Raw genomic sequence first — 16,888 nt, forward strand, 5'->3', positions numbered from 1 at the left:
ACCCAGTCCCACATCTGAAACACGTTATCGTGCGCGATGCCGAACTTGACGACCTCGGCCGGATTCGCCGATACGCCGACGAAATGCTTGGCGAGCGCGCTCTCCGGGCAGCCCTTCGCGACGAACCAGTCGCGCAGCGAGCGGGCGTTCGTCATCGTCTCGAGTGTCGTGAACGTCTTCGAGACGACGATGACGAGGGTTTCTTCTGCGTCGATGCGGTCCATGACGCGCGCGAGATCGGCCCCGTCGACATTCGAGACGAAGTACGTGGAAATCTCGGGATGCGACAGGTGATCGAGCGCATGAACGACCATCTTCGGCCCGAGGTCCGAGCCGCCGATACCGATGTTCACGACATGGCGGATACGCTTGCCCGTGTAACCCGTCCATGCACCGTTGCGCACGCGCTCGGCGAATGCGGCCATCTTCTCGCGCTCGGCCGCGACCTCGGCATGGTAGGGCGCGTCCGCGCGCGTGGCGCGAAGCGCCGTATGCAGGGCGGCCCGGCCCTCGGTCGGATTGACGACCTCGCCCGCGAACATCGCGTCGCGACGTTTTTCGACGCCGGCTTCGCGCGCGAGCGCGACGAGCAGGCTCAGCGTCTCCTCGGTGATACGGTTCTTCGAAAAATCGGCGGCGAGTCCGCCGCCTTCGAACGTGAAGCGCTCGGCGCGAGAGGGCTTGCCGCTATCGGCGGCGAACCAGTCTCGCAGTCGCGCGTCGCGAATTTGTTCGTAATGCGCTTTGAGCGCGGACCAGGAAGAAAGCGAGTTCGGCGTCATGGTATCGGTCAGAAATGGGCGGGTACGTGATGCCAGGCTGCGGTCAGTCAGTATAGCGGCGTTGAATGCCGTTCCGCAGCATCGTCCGCCAGCCGCCGTCAAATTGGCCCGGCGACGGGGTCGCTACCCGCGCGCCGGATAAATCAGGCGATTGAGCGACGCGCGCACCGCTGGCGCGAGCTCGCTGGCCGTGAGGCCCGCCGGTCCGGCGCCGCCCGCGACGAGCGTATCGGCCGCGAGCCCGTGCAAGTAGACGCCCGCCAGCGCAGCCTCGTAAGCCGGCAGGTGTTGCGCCAGCAACGCGCCGATGATGCCGCCGAGCGCGTCGCCCGTCCCCCCCGTGGCGAGCGCGGCGTTGCCCGTCGGATTGACGGCGGTACGGCCATCGGGCGCCGCCACGACGGTGCCGGCGCCCTTCAGCACGACGACGGCGCCGAAGCGGCTCGTCAGCGTGCGTGCCGCGGCGAGCCGATCGCGCTGGATAGCCGCCGCGTCGACACCGATGAGACGGGCGGCCTCGAGCGGATGCGGAGTCAGCACGCAGACGTCGCCGGCCGCGCCCCGCGCGGCGAGTGCGGCGGCAAGCTTTTCGTCGTCGGCGAGGAGATTGAGCGCGTCGGCGTCCAAGAGCTTCGGCACATCCAGTTCTACCGCCTTCAAAAGAATCTCGGCCGCGAGAGCGCGTCGACCCATCCCGCAGCCGAGCGCCAGCGCGTCCATTTCGTCGAGCGCGAACGCGTGCCCGGAATCGAGCGGATGCAGCATCAACTCGGGATGGGGCGAGTCGTAAGGCGGCGAGCCCGCGCCGACGAACGCAACGTGCACTTTACCGGCGCCCGCATGGAGCGCCGCGCGCGCGGCCAGAATCGGCGCGCCGCACATGCCGGTATCGCCGCCGACGACAGCGAGGCTTCCGAACGTGCCCTTATGCGCGGCGAACGCACGCGGCGGGAAGGCGGCGCAGAACAGGGCGGGCGCGTTGAGCAACGTGGCGGCTGTGCCGGCCGTACCGGCGGGCGCGGGATGCATCGCGGCGGCGGTGCCGTCGGGCGCCTCGACGCCGAGCGGCGCGACGGCGATCTCGCCCGCGAGGTCGCGGCCGTGCGTCATGTAAAGGCCCGGCTTCGCGCCGAGAAACGTGATCGTGTGCGTTGCCCGGACGGCCGGGCCATGGCCCACTAGGTTGCCCGAGTCGCTGTTGAGGCCGCTCGGCACGTCGAGTGCGAGCACGGGTTTGCCGGCGCCTGCCGCTTGCGCGATCCGTTGAGCCAACTCGGCAAAGATGCCTTCGAGGGGCCGGGCCAGCCCGATACCGAACAGGCCGTCGACGAGCCAGCCGTAGCCGTCGAACGAGGCGGGGGCGCCAGGCGAAATCGGCACGCCGGCCGCGCGGGCGCATGCAAGCGCCCAGCGGGCATCGTCGGGCTTGACCTCGACTGGCATGCAGACCTCGACGTCGACGCCGGCCTCACGCAACTCGGTCGCGCAGACGAGCGCGTCGCCGCCGTTGTTGCCGGGCCCCGCCGCGAGCCAGACCGTCCGGCCGGCCGCGAGCGAGCCGTCATGTTCGGCCAGTTCGAGCAGGCAGCGCGCCGCGGCCGCGCCGGCCCGCGCCATCAGCGTGTTGGCCGGCAAGCGCGCGCCTTCGCGCGCTTCGATCGCACGCAGCTCCGCAACGGTGTAAAGCGGCAAGGGCCGCTCGTGTGGATTGACGAAGAGGGGAGAGGCGGGGCGAGAGGCGGCTTCGGTCATAGTCGGGCCAACGGGCGTTGAGGACCGGCGCGGCATTGCGCCGGGCGACGCGATTTCGACGCCATGACACGCATCACGCATGCAAGGCGCCGGGCGCCGGGGTTGGATCCGCCCGCGCCGCCTCAGTCGACGAAACGATCGGCGCGCAGCGCCGCCAACGTATCGGGCGGCACGCCGGGCTCGGTGCCGCTCACGAGATCCGCGATCACTTTAGCAGACCCACAGGCAAGCCCCCAGCCGGCCGGCCCGTGCCCGAAATTGAGGAAGAGCCGCGGGTGCAGCGCCTGGCCCACGACGGGCAGGCCGTCCGGCGAAAGCAGCTTGATGCCATCCCATGCATGAGCCGCGGAAATTCGGGCCGCGCCGGGAATCCAGTCGTGCGTGGCCTGTGCGAGAGCTGCCGTGGCCGCCTTCGCGAGCGGCTCGGCCGGCGGCTTCGTGACTTCGCGCTCCGGCTGCACGAGGGCCGCGCCCGCCACGCGCACGCGCTGATTCGCGCGCGTCATCGTGATCCGTTTCGTCGTATCGACGACGGTGAGATGCGGGGCCCGCTCCTCGTAGGCGATCGGCGCCGTCAGCGCGAACAAGCGGGCAGGATGCAGCGGCAGGCGCAGCCCGGAGCGCTCGATGAGCGCGAGACTGCCGGCGCCCGCCGCCACGACGATCGCATCGGCCGACACGACGTCGACGTCGCGCGAGCTCGAGCGCTCGCCCTCGGCGGGAGCCAGCTCGACGGCGGCACGCGCGTTGTCGAAGCGCAGCGTTGCAACCGCGCGGCCGAACTTGAAGTGAACGCCGCTTTCGTCTTCGAGGGACTGCTTTAGCAGCTTCGTGAACAGCGGACAGTTGGCCATCCGCTCCTGCTCGAAGAGCACGCCGCCCGCGAAAGCCGGGTCCGTCGGCACCGAATGCTCGACTTCGCCGCATTCGTCGGCCGAAAGGACGTGATGCCTGACTTCGAACTCGCGCAGCAGGTCGAGCGCGCTTTGCGCCTCTTCCCAGTCGCGCGCATGGCGCACGACGTGCAGGACGCCGCTCGTTTGCTCGAAGTCGAGCCCAAGACGCGTCTCGATGGCCTCCATCGTTTCGCGGGCGACGTCGACGAGCGGCTTGAGCCGCCGGTATTGCGCGCAAAACGCGTCGTGCACGGCGAGCCCTGCGAGACGTTGCATGAAGCGTCGCGTGGCCGAGTCGAACCCCGGTTTGTAAACGATCCCGCCGCGCGGCGCGCGCGCCGTCTTCATGAAGGTCGGCCCGAACCAGACGTCGAGCGGCGTCGGCAGGACCGCGCCGCCGTGTCCGTACGTAGCGCCTTGCGCGACGGTTGCATGACGCTCGATGACGCACACGCGGTGGCCCGCCGCGTGCAACTGATATGCGGTGGCGACCCCGACGATTCCGCCGCCTATGACGATGACATCCATGAATGGTTCTTTCGATGCACTGCAACCTGCCGCACGCCGCGTTCGGTCGCGTCGTGTCCGACGGCCGGCGCCGCGCCCCGTGCAACGATCGCGTTGGCCATGCGGCGCCGGTGAAGCAAACCGCGCATCATAGCGCCAAAACGGGCGACGCGCCTCGCCTGTGCAGGCGAAAGCAGGGTGCCCGCGCGAGAGCGGGCATGCCTCTTCGACGCTTTCTCGCGGCGGCGTGCGCGCCACGAGCTGCCGCGCATGACGGCTTGGCTTATTGGGGGCCGAGTTCCGGGTATAATCTCGGTCTTCCTTCGCATCACGTCGTCTGCATGCGCAAGAGGGATCGGTTCTGAGCCCGATCGTCCGCCCGGCGCTAAGCGCGACTCAACGACGCCCACGTCTTTTCATGGCCCACTTCTCGTGTTTCCCCGGTGCTACGGCGCTATCCGAATTCCGTCAAACCCGCCTGCTCGAGACGCTTGCCCGCATCGATCCGAACATCGTCGGCGTGCTCGGCCAATATCTGCACTTCGTCAACGCGTTGACGCCGCTCACGGCCGACGACAGCGCGCGCATCGAGGCGCTCGTCCACTACGGCACGCCGTTCGCGGCCGGTGAGGGGCGCGGCGCCACGGAGACCTTTCTCGTCGTGCCGCGCTTCGGCACCGTCTCACCTTGGGCGAGCAAGGCAACGGACATCGCGCATCATTGCGGCCTCACGCACTTGCGCCGCATCGAGCGCGGAATCGAATACACGGTAATGCTGAAGCCGGGGTTCTTGGGCGTTGGCGGCAGCAAGGGCTTGACCGACGAAGCGCGCGCGGCTGTCGCGGCCGCGCTGCACGACCGCATGACCGAAAGCGTCGTGAGCGCGCGCGACGAGGCGCTGCATCTTTTCGACGAGCTGCCGGCAAAGCCGCTGTCTACCGTCGACATCCTCGCGCATGGGCGCGCCGCGCTCGAGCGCGCGAATACGGAGCTCGGCCTCGCGCTGGCCGAAGACGAGATCGACTATCTCGTCGATGCCTTCACGAAGCTCGGCCGCGACCCGAGCGACGTCGAGCTCATGATGTTCGCGCAGGCGAACAGCGAGCACTGCCGCCACAAGATCTTCAACGCTCAATGGACGATCGACGGCGAGCCGCAGGACACGTCGCTGTTCCAGATGATCAAGAACACGGAGAAGCTGAGCCCGCAGGGAACGATCGTCGCCTATTCGGACAACTCCGCGATCATGGAAGGGGGGGCGGCCGAGCGCTGGTTCCCGCGGCAGGCGTCCAACGGCGATGCTCAAGGCATCCCCAGCGCTGAACGCGCTGGGGATGCGCTTGACGAGCGCTACGGGCGCCACGTCGAGCTCACGCATACGCTCATGAAGGTGGAGACGCACAATCACCCGACGGCGATTTCGCCGTTTGCGGGCGCCGCCACGGGCGCCGGCGGCGAGATTCGCGACGAAGGCGCGACGGGCCGCGGCGCGCGCCCGAAAGCGGGCCTCACGGGCTTCACCGTGTCGAATCTCGAGCTGCCCGGCGCCGTCGAGCCGTGGGAAAACGCGCGCGACGCCGCGGTGCCGCCGGATTCGCGCAACCCGGCCGAGCAGCACACCGCCTACGGGCGGCCCGACCGGATCGCATCGCCGTTGCAAATCATGATCGACGGCCCGCTCGGCGGCGCCGCATTCAACAACGAATTCGGACGGCCGAACCTCGGCGGCTACTTCCGCGTCTACGAGCAAAACGTCGGCGGCCAGGTGCGCGGCTATCACAAGCCGATCATGATCGCGGGCGGCATCGGCAACATCTCGGCGGCGCATACGCACAAGCACGACCTGCCGGCCGGCACACTGCTGATTCAGATCGGCGGGCCCGGCATGCGGATCGGCATGGGCGGCGGCGCGGCGAGCTCGATGGCGACGGGCGCGAACACGGCCGAGCTCGATTTCGACTCGGTGCAGCGCGGCAATCCCGAGATCGAGCGGCGCGCGCAGGAAGTCATCAACGCCTGCTGGCAGCTTGGCGAAAGCAATCCGATCCTGAGCATTCACGACGTCGGCGCCGGCGGACTCTCGAACGCGTTTCCCGAGCTGGTCGATGGCGCGGGCAAAGGCGCGCGCTTCGAACTGCGCCAGGTCCCGCTCGAGGAAAGCGGCCTGTCGCCGCGCGAGATCTGGTCCAACGAAGCGCAGGAGCGCTATGTTCTCGCGATCGCGCCGGCCGATCTTCCAGCGTTCGAGGCGATCTGCGCGCGCGAGCGTTGTCCGCTCGCGGTCGTCGGCGTGGCGACCGAGGAGCGGCAGTTGCAGCTCATCGATGCGCAGGCCGAAGGGGCCGCCGGACGCCCCGTCGACATGCCGATGGAAGTCCTGCTCGGCAAGCCGCCGCGCATGCATCGCAACGTCGAGCGCGTGGTGGCCGAGCGCGCGCCCGTCGATGTCACGGGCTTGTCGCTCGCCGAGCTTGCCGTCTCGGTGCTCAAGCATCCGACCGTCGCGAGCAAGTCGTTCCTGATCACGATCGGCGATCGAAGCGTCGGCGGCACGAGCGTGCGCGATCAGATGGTCGGGCCGTGGCAGGTTCCGGTGGCCGACTGCGCGATTACGGCCGTCGATTACGCCGGCTTTCGCGGCGAGGCGATGACGATGGCCGAGCGCACCCCGCTCGCCGTCATTGACGCGCCGGCGTCGGGCCGCATGGCCGTCGGCGAAGCGATCACGAACATCGCGGCGGCGCCGATCGCCTCGCTCGACAAGCTCAAGGTCTCGGCGAACTGGATGGCCGCCTGCGGGAGCCCCGGCGAGGACGCCGCGCTCTTCGATACGGTGAAGGCGATCGGCATGGAGCTTTGTCCGGCGCTCGGGATCGGCATTCCGGTCGGCAAGGACTCGCTGTCGATGAAGACGAAATGGGACGAGAAGGGCGTCGCGAAGGAAGTGACGTCGCCCGTCTCGCTGATCATCTCGGCATTTGCGCCCGTCGACGACGTGCGCCGCCATTTGACGCCGCAGCTTCGCCGATCGGGCGAAGCCGGCGATACCGTGTTGATCGCGATCGATCTCGGCCGCGGCAAGCAGCGGCTCGGCGGCAGTATCCTCGCACAAGTGACGCAGCAGGTCGGCGATAGCGTGCCCGACGTCGACGATCCCGAGGATCTGAAACGCTTCTTCGCCGCGATCCAGGCGCTCAATGCGGCCGGCCTGATACTCGCCTATCACGACCGCTCGGACGGCGGCTTGTGGGCAACCGTCTGCGAGATGGCGTTCGCCGGACACGTGGGCGTATCGCTGAACGTCGACATGCTCACCCTCGATGCGGCCCATGAGTTCGATTATGGCGATGCGAAGGACTGGGCGAAGCAGACGAGCGGGCGGCGCGACGATCGCACGTTGCACGCGCTCTTCGCCGAAGAGCTCGGCGCAGTGATCCAGGTGCAGGCAGCCGAGCGCGACAAGGCGCTCGGCCTGCTGCGCGAGCATGGGCTCTCGGCTTGCTCGCACGTGATCGGCAAGCTCAACGAGCGCGACGTGATCGAAGTCTATCGTGACGCGAAGAAGATCTACGACGCGCCTCGCGCCGAATTGCAGCGCGCCTGGACGGAAGTGAGCTGGCGCATCGCGCGATTGCGCGACAACCCGGCTTGCGCCGATTCGGAATACGACGCTTTGCTCGATGCGGCGGACCCAGGCATTTCGCCGCAGTTGACGTTCGATCCGCAGGAAGACGTGGCGGCGCCGTACCTCAATAAAGGCGCGCGTCCGCGCGTGGCGATCCTGCGCGAGCAGGGCGTGAACTCGCATCTCGAGACGGCCTATGCCTTCGATCGCGCGGGCTTCGATGCCTATGACGTGCACATGAGCGACTTGCTGTCGGGACGTGCGACGCTGGCCGACTTCGCCGGCGCCGTGGCCTGTGGCGGGTTCTCCTATGGCGACGTGCTCGGGGCGGGCGAAGGCTGGGCGAAGACGATTCGCTTCAACCCGATGCTCGCGGACATGTTCGCGGCGTTCTTCGGCCGGCACGACACGTTCGCGCTCGGCATCTGCAACGGTTGCCAGATGATGAGCAGCCTCGCGTCGATGATTCCCGGCGCCGATGCGTGGCCGAAGTTTACGCGGAACAAGTCGGAGCAGTTCGAGGCGCGGTTCTCACTCGTGCGCATCGAGCCCTCGCCGTCGATCTTCTTCGCCGGCATGGAGGGCTCGCAAATTCCCGTTGCCGTAGCCCATGGAGAAGGGTTCGCGGACTTCTCTCAGCAAGGTGATGCTGCGCGCGCGAACGTGGCGATGCGCTTCGTCGATCACCGCGGCGAGGCTACCGAGCGCTATCCGTTCAACCCGAACGGTTCGCCTGCCGGTATCACGTCCGTGACGACGCCCGACGGCCGCTTCACGGTGCTGATGCCGCATACGGAGCGCGTGCATCGCACGGTGCAGATGAGCTGGCATCCCGAGAGCTGGGGCGAAGCGAGCCCATGGATGCGCGTGTTCCGCAACGCACGGCGCTGGCTCGCGTAAGACTGGCGAGACGGCGGATGGCAGCGACATCCGCCGTTCATGCGCGGCGGTGCTCCTCGAGCCGCCGTCGAGCGACGCGCTGACCCAAGAATAAGAAAATCCTTACACGCCATTCGATAAAGAGTCGGAAGGCGGGGTCGTTTACATAGTTGAAACATAACGAGCCCGGCAGGCGCGTCCCATTGGCGCGCCAACATGCCGCGGCCCATAACGACCCACGCAATAGTGCGACGAAAGAGACCTGCAATCCGCAGCCATGGCATCACGCGCGCAGCGAAGCTGACGCTCGAGACCGCCGCGCTGATGCTGACGCTTTGGGCAGCCGCACCGGGTGCGTATGCCGGGGAATCGCCGTCCATGTTCGCGTTGAGCGGCTTCGGCACGCTCGGCGTGGCGCACTCGAGTCTCGACACCGCCGATTTCACGGGTGCCGCATTTCAGCCGGCAGGCGCCGGATACACGCGCCGCTTCAACGTTGCCGGCGACACGAAGTTCGGGCTCCAGCTCACGGGCCGGTTCACGGACAAGCTGACGGCGCTCGTGCAAGTCGTATCGCGCTACAACTACGACAACAGCTACACGCCGACGATCGAGTGGGCGAACGTGAACTACGCGTTCACGCCGGACCTCAACGTGCGCGTGGGACGGATCGAACTGCCCACGTTCCTCAGCTCCGACTACCGCGAAGTGGGTTACGCCAATCCGTGGGTTCGCGTGCCGGGGGAACTCTATAACCTCGAGCCGATCACGAACAGCGACGGCGTCGATGCGTCTTACAAGCTGCACTTCGCGCACGTCATCGACACACTGCATCTGATTTATGGCCGCACGTCATTCCACATCACTCCGGGCGGGACGAAGTTCAAGGGGACGGACATCGGCGGAGTCGTGGACACGCTCGAGTATCGAAGCCTGACTCTGCATTTCGGCTACCTTCACGCGTACACCTCGTCGCCGTTCGCGCAAAGATCGGCCGCGGCGGCCTACAGCGTCGGCATCGGTTACGACGTCCCGCGCTGGTTCGTGCAAGGCGAGCTCGCGCGCGTGACGGCCGATGGGATGACCCCGGGCTACCTCGCCGGCTACCTGAGCGGCGGCATGCGCTTCGGCCAATTCACGCCGTACGCGACATACGCCGTCGAGCATGCACTCAACTATCAGACCATCATTCCGAACGCGAACCTCGGGCAAAAGGATCTGTCGGTCGGCCTACGTTGGGATTTCGCGAAAAATCTCGACATGAAGGTGCAGTACGAACACATCTGGACACCGTCCCAATCGGCGGGGCTCTTCATCAACGAGCAGCCGAACTTCCGCAACGGCTGCGCGGCGAATGTGTTCAGCGCCACCCTGGACTTCGTTTTCTAGGGGCGCGCATGCACGGGATCAAGCGAAAGCTGACTGCCGTTCTGATCGGCGCGATTCTCGCGCTTTGCGCAACGGTGTGCGATGCGCAGATTGTCGTCATCGTCTCGGCGAAAAGTCGGCTTACGTCGCTCACGGTGAGCGATGTCGCCGATATCTACCTCGGAAGGATGAGCCAGCTGCCCGATGGCGTTGACGTAGTGCCGATCGACTACAACGACGACAACGCGCAGCGCGCCGAATTCTACAAGCTCGTCGCGGGCAAGTCGCTCGCGCAATTGCGCGCTTACTGGCCAAAGCTGATCTTCACGGGACGAGGCGTGCCGCCTCGCACGGCAGCGGACGCTCGGGCCGTCAAGAAGATCGTTGCCGCGTCGCCGAACGCGATCGGATATATCGACAGAAGCGAATTGGATTCAAGTGTGAAAGCAGTGCTGACCCTGCACTGACCGCTACGAATGGCGCAGGAGATGAAAACCTGGAAGACCGCTCGAGGTGCAAGCGAGGCCCGCATTGCGGGGCTTGCGCGCGACATGGCGCGGCGCGCGACGCGCCATGTGCCCCCGCGCTTTCTCGAAGCCTACGTTTTCTTTCCCTGCGTCACGCTGCTTTTTCTGTTGGTCTTCTGGTGCTCGGTTGCTTACACGATCCGCATCGAGTATGAGACAGCGGTGAGCGCCGCGGCGGAGTCGAGCCGCCAGCTGGCGGACACTTATGAAGCGCAGGCGGTGCGCAATCTCGCGGAAATCGACCGTACGTTGAAGATGGTGGCGTACGCCTATGCAATGAAAGGGGACCACGCGCTCGAAGAGATGGAGGACAGGCAAATGCTGCCTCCGGCAATCGTGTTTCATGTGGCGATTGCAACGAGCCGCGGCGAGGTCATCGCGAGCTCACGGAAGCTGCCGGAGCCGCGCGTCGCCAACGAGCCTTTCTTCAAGGCCATGTCCGGCAGCGAAGGCGATTCGCTTTACATCGGTCAAGTCGAGCGCAATGCTGGATCGGGCGCCCCCGAGATCGTCTTCAGCCGGCGACTTGCGGACGCGAGCGGCCGCTTCGCGGGCATCGTCATGTTGACCGTCGACCCGTCGTACTTCGCGAGCGCTTACGACACTGCTCAAATGGGCCGGCATGGCTTTCTAGGCCTACTCGGCACGGACGGCATCATGCGCGTGCAGAGGGCGGGCGACGACGTTTCGTGGGGCGCGGCGGTCGCGGTGCCGCATGCCCGCGGCGTATCGGGCAAGCTCGGCGTCATGCCCTGGGATGCCGGCGTCGCACGTTTCACCAACGTGCGCGCGTTGCACGGCTTTCCGCTCGTCGCCATCGTCGGGCTTTCCCGGGAAGAGGCGCTGTCGCGTTTCCGCCGCGATCGTCAGCTCTACGTGTGGTCGAGCGCGGCCGGCAGCATGCTGTTGCTGGTTCTGACGGCGATCCTGAGTGCGAAGAGCTGGGCGCTCGCGCGCAACCGCGCGCGGACCGAGGAACGGATTCGCCATATGGCGACGCACGATGCGCTGACCGGATTACCGAACCGCTCGCTGCTGCGCGACCGCCTGGACCAGGAACTCGAGCATGCGCAACGGCACGGCTACGCCGTCACCGTCGTCTTCATCGACCTCGACAACTTCAAGCTGATCAACGACAGCCTCGGGCACCGTGCCGGCGACGAGTTGCTGAAGGCGGTATCGAGCCGCATGCGGTCGTGTCTGCGCCAGGCGGATACCGTGGTTCGCCTCGGCGGCGACGAGTTCGTGCTCGTGCTCGGCAACGAATCGTCGGATGGTCCGGGTGCCTATCTCGCGATCGAGCGCGTGCGCGAAGCGATTTCCGAGCCGGTCGAATTGGTCGGGCAGACGTACCAGGTCACCTGCAGCATGGGAATGGCGAGCTATCCGATCGACGGCAATGACGCCGAAACGTTGCTGAGCCACGCGGACGCCGCGATGTATCGCGCGAAGGAACTGGGCCGCAACAATAGCCAATGGTATCGCCCGGAGATGAACGCCAGGCTGCGCGATCGTCTGCGTCGGCAAAAGCAGCTGAGCGAAGCGCTGGCCCGTGACCAGTTCCGCGTCGTGTATCAGCCTCAGGTCGACGCACGCACGCGCAAGATCTTCGGTGTCGAAGCATTGCTGCGCTGGGATCATCCCGCCGACGGCCCCGTATCGCCGATGACGTTCATCCCGTTGGCGGAGGAGACCGGGCTGATCGTGCCGATAGGCGAGTGGGTATTGCGTTCGGCGTGCCGGCAGGGCGTGCGGTGGCGGCGCGCCGGCTTGCCTCCCGTCAGCATCTCGGTCAACGTATCGGCCAGACAGTTTCTGCACGACGGGTGGGCACAGACGGTGGCTAGCGCACTCGACGACAGCGGATTCGATGCGCGTTACCTCGAACTCGAGCTGACCGAGAGCCTCATCATGCAGGATCTGGAGCGCTGTGTCGAAACGATGAAGCGGCTGCAGGAAATGGGCGTTCGATTCTCGATCGACGATTTCGGCACCGGATATTCGAGTCTCAGCGCGCTCAAGCATTTGCCGATCGCGCGGCTGAAAATCGACAAATCGTTCGTCCGGGAGCTGCCGCAACGAGAGGATGACAGGGCGATCGTCATGGCCGTGATTTCGATGAGCCGGCGCCTGAACTTGAACGTGATCGCGGAAGGGGTCGAGACGCAGGCGCAGGTCGACTTCCTTTGCGAGAACGGCTGCGACGAGATTCAGGGCTACTACTTCAGTCGGCCCGTGACGCCCGCCGAAATTGGGGCGATGCTGGCGGCGCAGCGCGGCGTCGCGAGCGCACGGGAAGACGCTTGACGGCAGCGGCCGCGTGGCGCGGCCTTCGCGATCGGCAAAAACGACGATGCCGCCCGAAGGCGGCAAAGCTTTACTCGGCCAACGTCAGCCTGGCGCCTACTGAATCTTTGCTTGCGCGCGCAGATTCTGCTCGAACGCCTGCAGCTTTTCCTGCTGCATCTGTTGAACGATCTGCTGCTTGACCTGATCGAGCGGAGGAGGCGTGATGGGCCGCGAGTCGTCGAGACGAATGATGTGCCAGCCGAACTGCGTGTGCACCGGCTCTTGCGTCATCTGCCCCTTCTGCAGCTTCTCGGCCGCCTGGGCGAACTCGGGCACGTAGGCACTCGGGTTCGACCAGTCGAGGTCGCCGCCATTCTTGGCCGAGCCCGGGTCCTTCGAGAACTGCTTGGCGAGATCCTCGAACTTCGCGCCACCCTTGATCTTCGCGATGATGTCCTTCGCCTGCTGCTCGTTGTCGACGAGGATATGGTGCAAATGCAGCTCGTTGCCGCCCACTTGCTTCACGAGCTCGTCGTAGCGCGCCTTGACTTCGGCGTCGCTCGGCGTGTTCTTCTTCACGAAATCCTCGATGAGCGCGCGCAGCACGACGGTTTGCTGAGCCACGGCCACCTGCGCCTTCACGTCGGCGCGCGTCGGAATGCCTTCGCGAGCCGCTTCCTGCATGAGGATTTCACGATTGATGAGCTCGTCTCGCACGGCTTGCTGCAGTTGGGGGCTGTCTTGCTGGCCTTGCTTCACGAGCTGACCGATGAGCGCGTCGGCGCGCGATTTCGGAATAGGCGTGCCGTTGACGACGGCAACGTTCTGCGCGAAGGCCGGAGCAGCCGCGAACGCGGCAAGCAATACCCAAAGTCGGGTTTTGTTGTGGATCATCGGACGTTTCCTAGCGTTCCAAATGGGAAAGATTCGATAAGAGACAGCCCCCGGTGCTTTTGTTTCCTTCCTGATACGGGGGCGCTTAGGACATTTCATCTATGATTTCGATGAAGGCGCATCGGGCATCTCGGCAAACTCTTCGGGCGTGTACGCCATGATCGCGAGCGCATGGATGCCGCGCTGCATCACGTCGGCCAGCGCATCATACACCAGGCGGTGCCGCGCGATGCGCGCCTTGCCGCCGAACGCAGCCGCCACCACCGTGACGGTGTAATGCCCGCCCGCCGCCGCGCCCGCATGGCCCGCGTGCTGCGCGCTGTCGTCTCGGACAGCGAGCCGCATCGGTTCAAGCGCCGCGCCGATGCGCGCCTCGATGAATGCGATGCGCTCGGCGGGCGTTGCCGTCATGAATTGCTCGGCGGACACTGCAGTCATCTCACTCCTCCTTCATGTACTTCGCGAGCCAAAGGCTCTGGGCGACGATGAAGAGCACCATCGCGCCCGTCGTACCGAAGAGCTTGAAGTTGACCCACTGCGACTCGGTGAAGTTGCCGACGACGTAAAGGTTCACGATGCCGAGCGCAACGAAAAAGAGCGCCCAGGCGACATTGAGCTTATCCCAGACCGCGTGCGGCAGCGTGAGCTGCTTGCCCATCATCGTTTCGATCAGATTCTTGCGAAAGCCGTAGCGCGTGACGAAAAGCCCGGCGGCAAAGAGCCAGTACAGCGCGGTCGGTTTCCATTGGATGAATTTCTGATCGTGCAGGACGAGTGTCGCTCCGCCGAAGACGACGATGACGCCAAGGCTGACCCAGAGCATCGTGTCGACTTTGCGGTGCCGAAAGGCCACCCACGCGACTTGCACGAGCGTCGCGGCGATCGCGACGGCCGTGGCCGTGAAGATGCCCCAGAGCTTGAACGCCACAAAAAAGAGGATGATCGGGAAGAGATCGAAGAGAAATTTCATCAGAAAGTACGAAAAGCTTCGCTGTTCGGGCCGGAGCGGATTCGACGCAGATCGTCGGCAAAAAGCCGCGGAGCGGCGCACGATTTCGTGCGCCCGCCCGCGGGCTTGGGCCGCGCTATTACAGCGAAGCGTACGATCCGCGCTACTTGGGCTCGAATTGTAGCGCAGCCGAGTTGATGCAGTAGCGAAGGCCCGTGGGAGCGGGGCCGTCCTCGAATACATGGCCGAGGTGCGCGCCGCATTGCTTGCAGCGGACTTCGATCCGAAGCATCCCATGCGAGCGGTCGGTCCGCTCTTCGATCACCTCGCCGTTGATCGGCTTGAAGTAGCTGGGCCAGCCGCAACCGGCGTCGAATTTCGTCGACGACTCGAAGAGCGGCGTGCCGCAGCAGACGCAGTCGTAGACGCCGCGCTCCCAGTGATCCCAGTAGCGGCCCGTGAACGGGCGCTCGGTCGCGGCGTGTCGCGTGACTTCGTATTCGACGTCGCTGAGTTCGCTGCGCCAGTCGTCGTCGGACTTACGGACGACATAGCCGTCACGGGGCGCTTCGCTCGTTTCGGGGAGGTCGCGGGGATCGGTGTGTTCAGTCATGGTCGATATGTCTCCGTTTTGGCATGTTCGCCGCACGGTGCATATACGCACGCGAGCGGCGCATGGATGCGGTCCTTGGACCCTACGATGAGCAGCTGACCGAAAGCGTGCCAGCCCAGTCGGGCGGCAGCGCCGCATAGGCCTCGAATTCGGGCTGCTCGTCGAACGGGCGGCGCAGCACGGTCAAGAGGCGCTCCACCTCCGAGAAGTCCTTTTCCTTCGCGCGTCGGATCGCCGTTTCGGCCAGGTGATTGCGCAAGACGTATTTCGGGTTCACGCGGTTCATCGCCTCGCGCCTCGCCGCGTCGTCGCGCGGATCGGCCGCGAGCCGCGCGCGGTAATCGGCCGCCCATCGATCGAATGCGTCGCGGTCGATGAACAGGTCGCGTACCGGCCCGTCGCTGCTCGCGTCGTGCTTGGACATCGTCGCAAGACGACGGAACGTCGCCGTGAAGTCCGCACGATTCTTGTGCATGAGCTCGAGCAGGCGGTCGGCGAGCACGTTGTCGCCGGGCTGCGCTTCGGACAAGCCCAGCTTGTCGCGCAATCGGCGCTCCAGCGCGGGCCCGAAGCGCGCCTTGAACGTTTCGAGGGCCTGTTGCGCATCGGCAACCGACCGTTCGGCCCGCACTGATTCGTCATGGTGCGCGCCGATCAGCGGCAGCAGGCTTTGCGCGAGACAGAAGCTGTTCCAGTACGCGATCTGCGGCTGCATGCGGTACGCGTAGCGCCCCTGCGTGTCCGAGTGATTGCAAATGTGGTTCGCATCGAACGCATCGACGAAGCCGAACGGACCATAGTCGATCGTCAAGCCGAGGATCGACATGTTGTCCGTGTTCATGACGCCGTGACAAAAGCCGACCGCCTGCCATTGCGCGACCAGCTCAGCGGTGCGAATGACTACCGCATCGAGCAAGGCGAGGTAGGGATCGTTCGCGTCACGACACTCCGGGTAAAAGCGCTCGATCACGTGGTCGGCGAGCTTACGCAATTCGTCGATGCGATCCGCGGCGTAAAAATGCTCGAAGTGTCCGAATCGGACAAAGCTCGGCGAAACGCGCGTGACGACGGCGGCCGTTTCGATCTCCTCACGCCGCACCGGCTGGTCCGATCCGATCACGCAAAGTGCTCGCGTCGTCGGGATACCCAGGTGGTGCATCGCTTCCGAGCAGAGGAACTCGCGGATCGACGAACGCAGCACGGCGCGGCCGTCGCCCATGCGCGAGTAGGGCGTGCGCCCGCTGCCCTTCAATTGCAGCTCATTGCGCACGCCGCCGTGTTCGAGCTCGCCGAGCGTGAGCGCGCGGCCGTCGCCGAGCTGGCCGGCCCAAACGCCGAATTGGTGACCGGAATAGACAGACGCGTAGGGTAGGGCCTGCGCGGGCCATTCGCGCGTCGGATTGCCGCAGAAGAACGCGGCGAAATCGGGCTGCTCGGCCACCATCGACGCATCAAGGCCGAGCGTCGTCGCGGCATCGGCCGAGACACCCACGACATAGGGTTCGGGCAGCGGCGCGGCGGGCAAACGCGTGTAAAAAGCGGTGCCCAGGCCGGCGAACGAGCCAGGGCGTGCCGCCGCCAACGACTCGGCCAATCTCGCCAACACCCCGGTGGGCTCGGCAACGGTTGCGGAAACAGACATGAGTGAGACCTCTCGACTTCCTCGTATTGTAAGCGGCCGCTTCGCGACGCGTATCCGAGCCGGACAGCCCGTGCCACATCGAATCCCACGAAAGACAGCCGCGGCCGGAGCGGATCTCGTCGCGGTAAACGCTCAATAAACGCTCGCTTGGCAAGATGCGCGATG

11 protein-coding genes and 1 pseudogene are annotated in these 16,888 nt (G+C 65.8%); 4 read left to right on the top strand and 8 right to left on the bottom strand.

Annotated features, from left to right (window positions below; genetic code table 11):
- The 3 genes and pseudogenes from C9I57_RS30935 to C9I57_RS30945 all read right to left on the bottom strand — a co-directional run.
- Nucleotides 1-782 (bottom strand): annotated as a pseudogene (locus tag C9I57_RS30935) (glucose-6-phosphate isomerase); the annotation flags it as partial.
- A 123-nt stretch (nucleotides 783-905) separates the two neighbouring features.
- Nucleotides 906-2,534, bottom strand: a complete 1,629-nt coding sequence (locus C9I57_RS30940; protein ID WP_107154320.1) for an NAD(P)H-hydrate dehydratase — start codon at nucleotides 2,532-2,534, stop codon at nucleotides 906-908.
- A 122-nt stretch (nucleotides 2,535-2,656) separates the two neighbouring features.
- Nucleotides 2,657-3,958, bottom strand: a complete 1,302-nt coding sequence (locus C9I57_RS30945) for an FAD-dependent oxidoreductase (RefSeq protein ID WP_107154321.1) — start codon at nucleotides 3,956-3,958, stop codon at nucleotides 2,657-2,659.
- 397 nt (nucleotides 3,959-4,355) lie between these two features.
- On the opposite strand from C9I57_RS30945, the gene purL reads away from it, so the two are divergent.
- The 4 genes from purL to C9I57_RS30970 all read left to right on the top strand — a co-directional run bounded on the left by purL (nucleotide 4,356) and on the right by C9I57_RS30970 (nucleotide 12,643).
- On the top strand, nucleotides 4,356-8,462 hold the full coding sequence (purL, locus tag C9I57_RS30955; RefSeq protein ID WP_107154323.1) for a phosphoribosylformylglycinamidine synthase: 4,107 nt from the start codon (nucleotides 4,356-4,358) through the stop codon (nucleotides 8,460-8,462).
- A gap of 225 nt (nucleotides 8,463-8,687) precedes the next feature.
- Complete coding sequence (locus tag C9I57_RS30960) at nucleotides 8,688-9,830, top strand: hypothetical protein (protein ID WP_107154324.1); 1,143 nt, start codon at nucleotides 8,688-8,690, stop codon at nucleotides 9,828-9,830.
- A gap of 8 nt (nucleotides 9,831-9,838) precedes the next feature.
- Entirely contained in the window at nucleotides 9,839-10,276 is a 438-nt protein-coding gene (locus tag C9I57_RS30965) for a phosphate ABC transporter substrate-binding protein (protein WP_107154325.1), read from the top strand.
- A 21-nt stretch (nucleotides 10,277-10,297) separates the two neighbouring features.
- Nucleotides 10,298-12,643 carry a bifunctional diguanylate cyclase/phosphodiesterase gene (locus C9I57_RS30970; RefSeq protein WP_258187919.1) on the top strand — a complete coding sequence of 782 codons (2,346 nt, stop codon included), beginning with the start codon at nucleotides 10,298-10,300 and terminating at the stop codon, nucleotides 12,641-12,643.
- A gap of 96 nt (nucleotides 12,644-12,739) precedes the next feature.
- On the opposite strand, the gene C9I57_RS30975 is transcribed toward C9I57_RS30970, so the two are convergent.
- From C9I57_RS30975 to C9I57_RS30995, 5 genes are all read right to left on the bottom strand, one after another.
- Nucleotides 12,740-13,519, bottom strand: a complete 780-nt coding sequence (locus C9I57_RS30975; protein WP_107154327.1) for a peptidylprolyl isomerase — start codon at nucleotides 13,517-13,519, stop codon at nucleotides 12,740-12,742.
- 99 nt (nucleotides 13,520-13,618) lie between these two features.
- Complete coding sequence (locus tag C9I57_RS30980) at nucleotides 13,619-13,957, bottom strand: BolA family protein (protein ID WP_107154328.1); 339 nt, start codon at nucleotides 13,955-13,957, stop codon at nucleotides 13,619-13,621.
- A gap of 1 nt (nucleotide 13,958) precedes the next feature.
- On the bottom strand, nucleotides 13,959-14,489 hold the full coding sequence (locus tag C9I57_RS30985) for a septation protein A (protein ID WP_107154329.1): 531 nt from the start codon (nucleotides 14,487-14,489) through the stop codon (nucleotides 13,959-13,961).
- A gap of 142 nt (nucleotides 14,490-14,631) precedes the next feature.
- Nucleotides 14,632-15,081, bottom strand: a complete 450-nt coding sequence (gene msrB / locus C9I57_RS30990; protein WP_107154330.1) for a peptide-methionine (R)-S-oxide reductase MsrB — start codon at nucleotides 15,079-15,081, stop codon at nucleotides 14,632-14,634.
- Between the two features lie 82 nt (nucleotides 15,082-15,163).
- Complete coding sequence (locus C9I57_RS30995) at nucleotides 15,164-16,723, bottom strand: protein adenylyltransferase SelO (RefSeq protein WP_107154331.1); 1,560 nt, start codon at nucleotides 16,721-16,723, stop codon at nucleotides 15,164-15,166.
- Nucleotides 16,724-16,888: the final 165 nt, after the last annotated feature.

Source organism: Trinickia symbiotica, assembly GCF_003028655.1.
GTDB classification, from domain to species: domain Bacteria; phylum Pseudomonadota; class Gammaproteobacteria; order Burkholderiales; family Burkholderiaceae; genus Trinickia; species Trinickia symbiotica_A.

Bases quoted from the DNA above. Each gene is read 5' to 3' on its own strand.
- C9I57_RS30940 (WP_107154320.1), bottom strand. From the start codon at position 2,534: ATGACCGAAGCCGCCTCTCGCCCCGCCTCTCCCCTCTTCGTCAATCCA.
- C9I57_RS30945 (WP_107154321.1), bottom strand. From the start codon at position 3,958: ATGGATGTCATCGTCATAGGCGGCGGAATCGTCGGGGTCGCCACCGCA.
- purL (WP_107154323.1), top strand. From the start codon at position 4,356: ATGGCCCACTTCTCGTGTTTCCCCGGTGCTACGGCGCTATCCGAATTC.
- C9I57_RS30965 (WP_107154325.1), top strand. From the start codon at position 9,839: ATGCACGGGATCAAGCGAAAGCTGACTGCCGTTCTGATCGGCGCGATT.
- C9I57_RS30970 (WP_258187919.1), top strand. From the start codon at position 10,298: ATGAAAACCTGGAAGACCGCTCGAGGTGCAAGCGAGGCCCGCATTGCG.
- C9I57_RS30975 (WP_107154327.1), bottom strand. From the start codon at position 13,519: ATGATCCACAACAAAACCCGACTTTGGGTATTGCTTGCCGCGTTCGCG.
- C9I57_RS30980 (WP_107154328.1), bottom strand. From the start codon at position 13,957: ATGACTGCAGTGTCCGCCGAGCAATTCATGACGGCAACGCCCGCCGAG.
- C9I57_RS30985 (WP_107154329.1), bottom strand. From the start codon at position 14,489: ATGAAATTTCTCTTCGATCTCTTCCCGATCATCCTCTTTTTTGTGGCG.
- msrB (WP_107154330.1), bottom strand. From the start codon at position 15,081: ATGACTGAACACACCGATCCCCGCGACCTCCCCGAAACGAGCGAAGCG.
- C9I57_RS30995 (WP_107154331.1), bottom strand. From the start codon at position 16,723: ATGTCTGTTTCCGCAACCGTTGCCGAGCCCACCGGGGTGTTGGCGAGA.